The sequence below is a fragment of the Burkholderia sp. Ac-20344 genome (assembly GCF_017104975.1).
GTDB lineage: Bacteria > Pseudomonadota > Gammaproteobacteria > Burkholderiales > Burkholderiaceae > Burkholderia.
Window position 1 is genome coordinate 34,742 of sequence record NZ_JAAGPP010000065.1, and the last position, 11,461, is coordinate 46,202.

General features: G+C 69.1%; 9 protein-coding genes, 1 pseudogene and 1 riboswitch. Of the genes and pseudogenes, 3 read left to right on the plus strand and 7 right to left on the minus strand.

All coding sequences use genetic code 11. The features are described from left to right. Positions 1–53: 53 nt before the first annotated feature. Positions 54–455: an OsmC family protein gene (locus G3N64_RS20505; protein ID WP_205785556.1), complete on the plus strand. Its 402-nt coding sequence runs from the start codon at positions 54–56 to the stop codon at positions 453–455. Positions 456–552: 97 nt separating this feature from the next. Here G3N64_RS20505 and G3N64_RS20510 read toward each other — a convergent pair whose 3' ends face one another. Further along, on the minus strand, positions 553–1,434 hold the full coding sequence (locus G3N64_RS20510; RefSeq protein ID WP_205785557.1) for a Dyp-type peroxidase: 882 nt from the start codon (positions 1,432–1,434) through the stop codon (positions 553–555). 489 nt (positions 1,435–1,923) lie between these two features. On the opposite strand from G3N64_RS20510, the gene G3N64_RS20515 reads away from it, so the two are divergent. Further along, positions 1,924–3,786, plus strand: coding sequence for an ABC transporter ATP-binding protein (locus tag G3N64_RS20515; protein WP_205785558.1), 1,863 nt, complete (start codon positions 1,924–1,926; stop codon positions 3,784–3,786). A 205-nt stretch (positions 3,787–3,991) separates the two neighbouring features. Continuing rightward, a complete protein-coding gene (locus tag G3N64_RS20520) occupies positions 3,992–4,705 on the plus strand; it encodes a riboflavin synthase subunit alpha (RefSeq protein ID WP_205785559.1) in 714 nt (237 codons plus the stop codon). Between the two features lie 102 nt (positions 4,706–4,807). On the opposite strand, the gene G3N64_RS20525 is transcribed toward G3N64_RS20520, so the two are convergent. The 6 genes and pseudogenes from G3N64_RS20525 to G3N64_RS20550 all read right to left on the minus strand — a co-directional run. After that, positions 4,808–5,446 carry a shikimate kinase gene (locus G3N64_RS20525; protein WP_346778829.1) on the minus strand — a complete coding sequence of 213 codons (639 nt, stop codon included), beginning with the start codon at positions 5,444–5,446 and terminating at the stop codon, positions 4,808–4,810. Positions 5,447–5,516: 70 nt separating this feature from the next. Then, on the minus strand, positions 5,517–6,758 hold the full coding sequence (locus G3N64_RS20530; protein ID WP_205785560.1) for a voltage-gated chloride channel family protein: 1,242 nt from the start codon (positions 6,756–6,758) through the stop codon (positions 5,517–5,519). 79 nt (positions 6,759–6,837) lie between these two features. Continuing rightward, positions 6,838–6,941: riboswitch (Fluoride riboswitch) on the minus strand. 84 nt (positions 6,942–7,025) lie between these two features. Next, a complete protein-coding gene (locus tag G3N64_RS20535) occupies positions 7,026–8,045 on the minus strand; it encodes a chemotaxis response regulator protein-glutamate methylesterase (RefSeq protein WP_205785561.1) in 1,020 nt (339 codons plus the stop codon). Further along, entirely contained in the window at positions 8,042–10,351 is a 2,310-nt protein-coding gene (locus tag G3N64_RS20540) for a hybrid sensor histidine kinase/response regulator (protein ID WP_205785562.1), read from the minus strand. Before G3N64_RS20540 ends, G3N64_RS20535 begins: the two co-directional genes overlap by 4 nt. Continuing rightward, positions 10,348–11,061 (minus strand): chemotaxis protein CheW, encoded by a 714-nt coding sequence (locus G3N64_RS20545; RefSeq protein WP_205785563.1) that lies wholly within the window; start codon positions 11,059–11,061, stop codon positions 10,348–10,350. Before G3N64_RS20545 ends, G3N64_RS20540 begins: the two co-directional genes overlap by 4 nt. A 45-nt stretch (positions 11,062–11,106) precedes the next feature. Next, positions 11,107–11,461: pseudogene (locus G3N64_RS20550) on the minus strand (MCP methyltransferase); the annotation flags it as partial.

Sequence of the window (11,461 nt, forward strand, 5' to 3'; positions counted from 1 at the left end):
GCGCGCCGCCACGCGGCGCCCGCTTTCCTCTTCCCGCTGACCGGAGACTTGCCATGTCGCTCATCCATGCCGCCGCCGTCCTCGACGCCGAGGCGCCCGACTACGTCGTCCAGCTGCAGGCCGGCACGCACGCGCTGACCGGCGACGAAGCGCCACGCGAAGGCGGCCAGGGCCGCGGGCCGGCGCCGTACGAGTTCGTGCTGGCCGGCCTCGCGCAATGCACGGCCGCGACGCTGCGCATGTACATGCAGCGCAAGGCATGGCCGGCCGCGCGCATCGACGTGCGCACCGAGCTGCATGCCGATCGCGAAGGCACACAGTACGTGCGCCGCGTCGTGACGCTCGACGGCCCGCTCGACGACGCGCAACGCCAGCGCCTCGCCGAAATCTGCGAGAAGACGCCAGTCACGCAGTTCATCAAGCGCGGCACGCGGATCGACACGACGTTGAGCTGACACGCAAGGCAACTCGGCACACGATCGCCGCTTGAAATAAGAAACGGGGGGCCGCGCACGATGCGCGGCCCCCCGTTTCGTCGATACCGTCAGGTGCTTACAGTCCGAGCGCGGACAGGTCGAGCTTGCCGTCCTTCATCGGCGGGCACCAGAAATACGCGCCCGTCAGCGGCCGCGTGAAGCGGAACAGGCCGTCGACGATGCCGTCGTCCGCGCCGCTCATCCGGCGCATCTGCACGTCGAACGCGCGGAACGAGCAGCCGAACGCAACGAAGTACAGGCCTGCGCGGCGCGCGTCCGACCACGGCGACGAACGGCGCAGCATGAACGCTTCGGGCTCGAAGCTTTCCTGCGCGGTGCGCTTCACGTGCGCGAACTCGGGCGCATCGTCGAGTTCTTCGTTGTCCGAGCGGCGGCGCCCGATGATGTTGTCCATGTCGCCCGACGGAATGCGCTCCATCTGGTCGAAGTCGTGCAGCCATTGCTGGACCGCGACGAAGCTCGCGCCGTCGAGCCCCGCGCCCTGCCCCGTCACGATCGCCGCGGCCACCGCGTCGTCGCCGTCCGGATTCTCGGTGCCGTCCTCGTAGCCGGACAGGTCGCGATCGGTCGAATAGCGGAAACCGTCGACCGCATCCTGCAACGCGAACGCCGGCGCCAGCGCGCGTTCGATCGCCCGCGCGCGCAGCACGATCTCGCCGCGGTCGTCGCCGCGCAGCCAGACCCACACGTCGGCCGGCGTCGCCGGCAGCGTGCGATCCTTCACCGCGAACGCCGGGAATGCGGTCAGGCCCGGCACCGGGTGCCCGAGGTGCGCCGCCAGCGCATGCCCGAACCCGACCACCGTGTCGCGCCCGTCGACGATCTCGCGCAGCGCGGTCAGTGCCGCCGCCACGTTGCCGTCATTCGAAATCGTGAAAGTGAGGTATCGCGCCGCCGTATCGATCGGGGTCAGGATGCCTTGCTGAACGTCGCTCATCGTTTCCTCAGGAATGTATCGTGGTGAATCTGCGAGGGCTGCGGCGTCGTGCGCCGCAAACGTTGAAGTGTAATCGATGCGCGTGCCGGCCCTTGCGCTGCGGCACTGTGGGAGGGCCGCAAAAGAAGGGCCGAAACCCTGGATACTACCCGTATCGACGCTGCAACGCCGCATTCGTCAGACGTTGCGGCGCGCCCGGCGCTGCTGATAGAATCTTTTCACGTCTTTTCGGCGTCCTTTCAACCGTTCACTTCAGGGGAGGTGCAGATGTTCCGAATGCCAGCCGCTTTCCCGAACGTGGTCCCACGGCTCAGCTGATCCAGCCCGCCGTCCGCGCCGGCTCCCGAGTTTTCCGCTAACCCGTCAGCCGCGCCGTTTCCCGACAGCCCGTTTCGTTTCGCCGCATGGTTTCCGCGCGGCCCGGCTGTTGCGTTTTCGATGTTCTCCGAACCGGAAAGTCCCGTCGCGCGATGCGCCGGGCAACGATAAATGACCAGAAAAACCACCCATCTGGGCGGCCAGGCATTCCAGGCCGTCTTCGGCTTCACCTTCCGTTACTGGCGCAAGCAGCCGGGCCGCACCGCCACGGTCGCGGGCCTCGCGCTGCTCGCCGCGCTCGCCGACGTGCTCACGCCCCTGTTCGCCGGCCGCCTCGTCGACGCGCTGTCGACCGGCCTGACCGACCGCGCCGCCGCGTGGCATGCGGCCCTCGTCGCGTTCGGCACGCTCGCCGCGCTCGGCCTTGGCGCGACCCTGCTGCGGCAAGGCGTCTACCTGAACATCATCACGCTCACGCTGAAGATGATGAGCGAGATCGCGGCCGCGTCGTTCCATCGCGTGCAGCGCTTCTCGACCGACTGGCACGCGAACAGCTTCGCGGGCTCGACCGTGCGCAAGATCACGCGCGGGATCTGGGCGCTCGACCTGCTGAACGACACCGTGCTGATCGCCTTGCTGCCGTCGGTCACGATGCTCGTCGGCGCCACCGTGCTGCTCGGCACGCACTGGCCCGTGATGGGGCTCGTCGTCGGCGCGGGTTCGCTGCTGTACATCACGGTGACGGTCGCGGTGTCGCTCGGCATCGTCGCGCCGGCCGCCCGGCTCGGCAACCTGTGGGATACGCGCATGGGCGGCGCGCTCGCCGACGCCGTGAGCTGCAATGCCGTGGTCAAGGCATTCGGCGCGGAAACGCGCGAGGAAGCGCGGCTCGCCCGCGTGATCGGCAAGTGGCGGCAACGCACGCGCCGCACGTGGGTGCGCGGCACGCTCAACGGCGGGTTGCAGGGCGCGATGCTCGTCGCGATGCAGGCCGCGATGATCGGCGTCGCGCTGCGGCTGTGGGCGAACGACGAGGCGAGCGTCGGCGACATCGCGTTCGCGCTGACGATGTTCTTCATGCTGCAGGGCTACCTGCGCGACGTCGGCATGCACATCCGCAACCTGCAGCGCTCGGTGAATGACATGGAAGAACTCGTCGCGCTCGAACGCCAGCCGCTCGGCATCGACGATCGCCCTGGCGCGCCGGCGATCCGCATCGGGCAAGGCGAGATCCGCTTCGAGCACGTGACGTTCCGCTACGGCAACCATCCGGCGCCGCTGTACGACGATTTCTCGATGCGGATCGCGCCGGGCGAGCGCGTCGGCCTCGTCGGCCATTCGGGGTCGGGCAAGACGACGTTCATCAAGCTGATCCAGCGCCTGTACGACGTGTCGGGCGGCCGCATCACGATCGACGGCCAGGACATCGCGCGCGTGCGGCAGGATTCGCTGCGCAGCCAGATCGCGATCGTCCAGCAGGAGCCCGTGCTGTTCCACCGCACGCTCGCGGAGAACATCGCGTATGCGCGCCCCGACGCGAGCCGGGCCGACATCGAGCGCGCCGCGCGGCTTGCCAGCGCGCACGACTTCATCGCCGCGCTGCCGGACGGCTATGACACGCTCGTCGGCGAACGCGGGATCAAGCTGTCGGGCGGCGAACGCCAGCGGGTCGCGATCGCGCGCGCGTTCCTCGCCGATGCGCCGATCCTGATCCTCGACGAAGCCACGTCGAGCCTCGACAGCGAAAGCGAGCTGCTGATCCAGCAGGCGATGGAGCGGCTGATGGTCGGCCGCACGACGCTCGTGGTCGCACACCGGCTGTCGACCGTGCGCGCGCTCGACCGGCTGCTGGTGCTCGATCGCGGCAAGGTGATCGAGGAAGGCAGCCACGATGCGCTGATCCGGATCGACGGCGGTATTTATCGCCGGCTGTTCGAGCGGCAGGCGCTGGAGCTCGCGAAGGGGCTCGCCGATTCGCCGCGGCGCACGGCGGACGACGCGGCCGGGCCGCTGGGCGAGCCTGCCGCGGTGTGACGCAAGCGTGTCGCAACGCGCGCCGGCGGTGCGGTCATCACCGCCGGCGCGCGTCGATAAACGGATCCGGATCGAGGCCGTGCCAGGTGCACGGCCTTTTTTCGGCCGCGAATCTCGCCAGCCGCCTGAAGCCGCGGGCCGCAAGGCCACCGCTTCCGGGATCACTTATCATGTCGACCAGGAAATTTGCGACTAGGGATCGACCATGTTTACAGGAATTGTCCAGGGCGTTGCCACCATCAAGACCATCGCCGATCACGGGGAACTGAGAACCTTCAGCATCGAATTCCCCGAGCGGTTTACCGACGACATCGAGATCGGCGCCAGCGTCTCGGTCGACGGCGTCTGCCTGACGGTGACGACGATCCATTCGCCGGAACTGATCGACTTCGACGTGATGCTGCCGAGCCTGCGAATCACCACGCTGGCCGAGCTCGCGACGGGCGCCCACGTCAACGTGGAGCGGGCGGCGAAGGACGGAGCGGAGATCGGCGGGCATCCGCTGTCCGGCCATGTCGACTTCACCGGGACCATCCGGCACATCGCATCGTCCGAACACAACCGGATGGTGCGCATCGGCGTGCCGGACGCATTCAAGCGGTATGTGTTCGCGAAGGGCTATATCGCGATCAACGGCTGCAGCCTGACGGTGTCCGACGTCAACCGCGACGAAGGCTGGTTCGACGTCTGGCTGATTCCCGAAACGCGACGCGCGACGACCTTCGATGCGAAGGGCGTCAACGACACGGTCAACATCGAGATCGAGCGCAGCACGCAGGTGGTCGTGGACACGATCCGGGAGTCGGTCAAGGAAACGCTCGGCGAACTGAACGGCGTTGTCACGGCGTTGCTGGCGGAAAAAGGCATCGATATCGAGGAACTGCTGGCGCGCCATGTCGCACGCCTGCCGAAGCAGTAACGGATGCCGGCGCGTAGGGCCTGTTCACGCCAATACCGGGCAAGCGGTATTGATCGCACGGCCTGGCGAGGCGCTGCGCTTCGATCAGGAAGTCTTCCTGCGTCATCGGATGTCGTTCTCCTGGTTTCCGGCACCTTCGGTATCGCAGGGATCCGCCGGGCGACTGCCCGCGACCGGATACGGACCGTGTTCCATCGACGGCATCGACGCCACGATAAAGCGCTCGATGTCGGCCGCCACGTGTTCGGGTGTGCCGTCGCTCGCAAACCGCTTGCAGTTCAGGCGCATGAACGCAGGGAACCGATCACGGATCTTGCGCATCTCGTCGGCTTCATTCGCACTCAGATATGGCCGGGCCATTTGCCGCTCGACGACCCGTTTCGCGCAGCGTTCGAGATCGAACGAAGGCAACAGGAGCGCGGTGAACCGGTCCTTCTCGATGCAACGACGAAGTGCCGGATAGGCCGGCGCGACATCGTCCGGATACAGCATGAAACCGGACGACATCGCCCAGATAGTGGGTGCCGACATGCGTTGCCTGAGCTGCTCGTACAGCCGGACGTTTTGCGTGGCGTATTCGACATAGCCGCGGTCCCGGATGAAATCGGCGATGTTCCCGTGCGCGGCCAGGAAGCATTGATCCACATCGGCGAACCGCCAGTTCAGACGCGCCGCGACGATCGCCCCGACCGTGGTCTTGCCGGCGCCGCCCGGCCCGATCAGATGTACCCGCAACGACACGCGCCCCCTCCGACATCGCATGCATCGCGCTCCCGGACGATGCGCGACGAATCTGCCTTCCGCACCCGCATCACTCCGCCTCCGCCTGCGCGCCCTTCCCCACCGCCACACGCTGCGCGCGATAAATCCCCGCGTGCCCCGAGAACAGATACGCGACGACACACGCGACCATCGCATACACGCCGATATCCGCGCCGAACAATTCGATCGCCATGATCGTCGACGCGATCGGCGTATTGGCCGCGCCGGCGAACACCGCGACGAAGCCGAGCCCCGCGAGCACGGGCACCGGCAGCGCCAGCACCTGGCCGAGCGCGTTGCCGAGCGTCGCGCCGATATAGAACAGCGGCGTCACTTCGCCACCCTTGAACCCCGACGCGAGCGTGACAACGGTGAACGCGAACTTGCCCGCGAAATCGTAGAGCGGCAGCGGGCCGTGAAACGCGGCCTCGATCGTCGGGATGCCGAGGCCCAGATACTGCGGCACGTTCAGCGCAGTGGCGGCCGCGGCGACCAGCAGGCCGCCGAGCACCGGCTGCAGCGGCGCGTAGCGGACGACCCGTCGAAACCACGCGGTCAGCGCATGCGTCGCAAACGCAAACAGCCGCCCGACCATGCCGAACGCGATGCCCGCGATGACCGTCACGGCCAACCCCGTCGCCGACACGGCCGGCACGAACGGAATCGCATAGGCCGTGTGATGCACGCCCCACGCGCGGCAGACGACGTCCGCGACGATCGCGGAGGCGACGCAGGTCAGCAGCGCGTCGTACCGCACACGCCCGATCGCGAGCACCTCGAGCCCGAACACGGCGCCTGCGAGCGGCGTGCCGAACACCGATGCGAAACCGGCCGCGATGCCGCCCATCAGCAGCACGCGGCGATGTTCCCGATCGAGACGGAACACGTGCGTGACGCGATCGGCGAGCGCGCCGCCCATCTGCACGGCCGTGCCCTCGCGGCCGGCCGAGCCGCCGAACAGGTGCGTGACGACGGTCGCGACGAGCACGAGCGGCGCCATCCGCTTCGGCACGAGCGCCTTCGGGTCGTGGATCTCGTCGATCAGCAGGTTGTTGCCGCGCGCGACGGACTGGCCGAAGCGATGGTAGATCCAGCCGGTCGCGAAACCGGCGGCCGGCAGCCCCCACAGCAGCCACGGATGCGCCACGCGTGTACCGGTCGCCCAGTCGAGCGCAATCAGGAACAGGGCGGAAGCCGTGCCGGCCAGCGCGCCAAGCAGGGCCGAGAGCGCGAGCCAGCGGCACACATAGCGCACGGTCGCGAAAAGATCGGCAGAAGTCGTGAAAAACATGATTTCCAGATTCGACGGAACATCAAAACCTGGGCGGCAGAATACCGCATGGACGGCCTGCGACCTCCTGACGACCCAGGAACACGCAGGCATCATCAGCCGGGCTAACCGGCGGTTGAGGGCCGCACCGCGCGCAACGCGCCGCGTACGACCGCAGGGAGGCATGCCATCTCCGCTGGCGGCCATTGTACGCGACGCCCCGCGCCGCCCGCAATGCGGCTGCCGGCACACCGGATCGGGACGACATCGCGCGCCCCTCGCGCGCCGTCAGTCGCGCAGCGAGCGCGTGATGCGCGAGATCAGTTGGGGCGCGATCCGCTCGAGCGGCAGGATCGCCGATGCCGCACCAATCGCCGCGGCCGCCTTCGGCATCCCGTAGACGGCGCTGGTCGCCTCGTCCTGCGCGATCGTATGGCAGCCCTTCGCGCGCATCGCCTTCAGGCCGAGCGCGCCGTCGCGCCCCATGCCCGTCAGCAGCACGCCGAACGCCTCGCCCTGCCAGCCGTCGGCGACGCTGTTGAAGAACACGTCGATCGACGGCCGGTACGGTGTCTCGACCGGATGCCGCGTATAGCCGAGCACGCCGCGCGGCGACAGATACAGGTGATCGTTGGTCGCCGCGAGCAGCACCTCGCCGGCCTGCGGCACGCTGCCCTGCCGCGCGACGCGCACCGGCAGCCGCGTATAGCCGTCGAGCCACTCGGCCATCCCGAGCGCGAACGCCTGGTCGACATGCTGGACGATCACGATTGCCGCCGGAAAGTCGGCCGGCAGCGCCCGCAGCAGCGCGGTCAGCGCGGTCGGCCCGCCCGCCGACGCGCCGATCGCGACGAGCGTCGGCTGACCGCGATCGGGTGCCGGCCCCGGCGGCACGAGCGCCGCGGTGCGGCTTTCGAGCAGCCGGCCGATCTGGTCGATCTTCGCGAGCAGCGCCTGCGGCGACGCGTCGGCCGACAGCCCGAGCGCGAGCGTCGGCGTGTCGACCGCATCGAGCGCGCCGGCGCCCATCGCCTCGTAGACCGACGACGTGTTCGCGCTGACGCTCGCCGTCACGATCAGGATCGCGCACGGCGCGCGCGCCATGATCCGGCGCGTCGCGGCGACGCCGTCGACCTTCGGCATCACGAGATCCATCAGCACGAGATCGGGCGGATGCGCGACGCAGAAATCCACCGCCTCGTCGCCGTCGGTCGCGACCCACAGCACGCGGTGGTCCGTGCGCAGCGCGAGCACGCGGCGCAACGCCTCCACGGCGAGCGGCAAGTCGTTGACGATGCCGATGTTCATCCTCGCGCGCCTCCGATCAGGTCGTGCACGGCGTCGAGCAATGCCTCGTCGTGGAAGCTGCTCTTCGCGAGGTAGTAGTCGGCGCCCGCATCGAGCCCGCGACGGCGATCCTCGTCGCGATCCTTGTACGACACGATCATCACCGGCACGCGCTTGAGCATCGGATCGTTCTTGATCAGCGTGACGAGCTCGATACCGTCCATGCGCGGCATGTCGACGTCGGTGACGACCAGATCGAACGCATCGCTGCGCACCGCATTCCAGCCTTCCATCCCGTCGACCGCCACCGTCACGTCGTAGCCGCGCTTTTCCAGCAGCTTGCGTTCGAGTTCGCGCACCGTCAGCGAATCGTCGACGACGAGCACGCGGCGGCGGCGATCGACAAGCGCGAGTTGCGGATCACGCGTGAGCCGCGCGAGCTGCCCGCCGCGCACGAGCTTGTCGACCGAGCGGATCAGGTCCTCGACGTCGACGATCAGCACCGGGTCGCCGTTCTCGAGCAGCGCGCCGGCCGCGATGTTCTGGATCTTGTGCAGGCGGCTGTCGAGCGGCTGCACGACCAGCATCCGCTCGCCGAGGAAGCGGTCGACCGCGACGCCGTACAGCTCGGGTTCCGCGCCGACCACCACGACCGCCGTGCTCGTGCGTGCGACGTCGGGCTCGCCCGCGTCGAGCAACTGGTGTGCCGCGACGAGGCCCGCACGCCGGCCGTCGAACGGGAAATGCGGCTGCCCTTCGAGCACGTCGATATCGTCGTGCGCGAGTTCGAGCGTGCGGCGCACGTGCGCGAGCGGGAACGCATACGGCTCGCCACCGACCTCGACGAGCAGGCTGCGGATCACCGACAGCGTGAGCGGCAACTGCAGCACGAAGCGCATGCCCGCGCCCGGCTCGTTGAAGATCCGCACCGCGCCGCGCACGCCGCGCACCATCTCCTGCACCGCGTCGAGGCCGACGCCGCGGCCCGACACGTCGGTCACCGCCTCGCGCATCGAGAAGCCCGGCAGCAGCAGGAATTCGAGCAGTTCGGGATCGGACAGCCGCGCAGCCGTCTCGTCGTCGGTCAGGCGCTGGCGCACGACGGCCGTGCGCAGCGCGTCCATGTCGACACCCGGGCCATCGTCGATCACGCTGACCAGCAGCGAGCCTGCACTGTGGCGCGCCTCCAGCGTCACGCTCGCCTCGGCCGGCTTGCCGCGCGCACGCCGTGCGTCCGGCGAATCGACGCCGTGGTCGATGGCGTTGCGCAGCAGGTGGCCGAGCGGCGCGTCGAGCAGGTCGAGGATGTCGCGGTCCACCTGCGTGCCCTCGCCGACGATCGAGAAACGCACCTGCTTGCCGAGCGAGCGTGCGAGATCGCGGACGATGCGCGGGTACGCGCGTGTCGCGTCGCCGAACGGCCGCATCCGGCACTGCAGCGCTTCGTCGTAAAGCTGCTCGGCGATATGCGTGCTGCGCCGCTCGAAGCGGTCGAATTCGTCCATGCGCTCGGCGAGCGAACGCTGCAGGTCGTTGAGCATGTGCCGCACTTCGTTCATCGACGCGAGCATGCCCGCGTCGAGATCGTCGGCGAATTGTTCGACCATCAGATCGAGCGAGCGGGCCGCGTCGCGCTGCGCGCGCTTCACGCGCAGCATCGATTCGGCGAACGGCTTGAGCCAGCGCGATTCGACCAGCGATTCGCCGGACAGGCTCAGCAACCGGTTCAGCGTATCCGCACGCACGCGGCGCATCGCGCCGGCGCCGGCCACGCGGCCGGCCTGGGCCGGATCGGGCACCGTGCCCGACACGGCAAGCGGCGGCACCGCGGCACCGGCCCCGACGGGCTCGTTCGCAGCGCCGTCGTGCTCGCGATACGGCATCATCGACGGCGGCACCGGCGGCGGGACGGCGCCCGCGGCCTGCATCGCCTGCACGCCGTCGGCCCCCGTCAGCGCCGCCGCAAACACGTCGATCTCCGTCTGCGTCACCGGCGGCCCTTGCGGATCGCCGACGCGCAGCAGCAGATCGACGCCCGCCAGCAGCACGTCGACGTGCGTGGCCGTCAGCGCGATCGTGCCGGCCTGCGCGGCGACGAAGCACTCTTCCATTCGCCCCGCGATATCGACGCCGAGCGGCACGCCGACGATGCGCGCGGCGCCCTTCAGCGAATGCGCGGCGCGCATGCACGCCTCGAGCGCGACGGAATCGGGCTCGCCCGATTCGAGCGCGAGCAGCCGCTCGGACAGCGCCTGGGTTTGCGTGCGCGTCTCCTCGCGATACAGCTCGAGCAGCGACAGGTGGCTCAGGTCGTCATCGCCGCTCATCGCATGCTCCGTGTGACTGCGTCGAACAGACGGTCGTCGTCGAGCAGGCCCACCGACTTGCCGCGCCACGACAGCACGCCGCGCGACAGGCCGGCGCTCGCGCGCCCGACCGTCGCCGGCACGGTTACCCAGTCGGATGCACCGAAGCGCAGCACGCCCTCGACTTCGTCGACCGGAAACACGACCGGATCGCCCTGGTGCGCAGCCACCAGCAGCCGCGTGAAGCGGCCATCGTCGCCGCCGCTGCCGCCCTTGCCGGCATCGAGGCCGAGCAATGCGCCGATCGAGATCGCGATGCGCAGCGTGCCGCGAATGTTGACCACACCGCGCACGGCCGAATTGCGGCGATGCGGCAGCGAATGGATCGGGCGCGTGCCGGCGATCTCGCGCAGCACGCCGATCGGCAGCGCGAGCCATTCGTCGGCCACGCGGAACACCAGCGCCGCGTGGCGCGTATCGGCACCGGCATCGTGCACATGCGGCGCGCCGGGCGCGCTCATCCGGCGCGTGGCGTCGGCCATCTCGGCCCCGTCGAGCGGGCGCTCGAGCAGCTTCGCCGCGTGATACGCGTACACCGGGCAGTTCAGGCAGCGCAGGCAGTCGTTCAGCCGCTCGCACGTGCGGTCGCCGCGCGTGCCGATCCGGTTCCAGCAATCGTCGACGTCGACGTCGATCGTCGTCTCGTCAATGGCAGCGGCGGCGCGGTTCATGGATTCCTCTGGTCATCTCGGTGTCGGTCCCAACCCGTAGTCTCGTCAGCCGGCCGAGCGCCGTGCGCGCTCGAGCAGCCATTGCGCGCCCGCGCGATCGCCGCCGACGTCGAGCAGCGTCGCAAGATGGGTCAGCGCTTCGTGGTGCGTGGGCCGCAGGTACAGCGCCTTCCGGTAGAAGTCGCCGGCTTCCGCGGCGCGTCCGCGCGCATCCGCGATCAGCCCGTTCAGGTAGAACGCATCGGCATGCGGCCCGACACGCGCCGAGAACTGCGCGAGCACCCGCTCGGCTTCGTCGAACGCGCCGGCATTCGCAAGCGCCTGCGCATCTTCCAGCGTCGGTGCGGCGCTTTCGGCGACCAATGCGACCGATGCGGCCGGCGCAGCCGGTTCGGCCGTC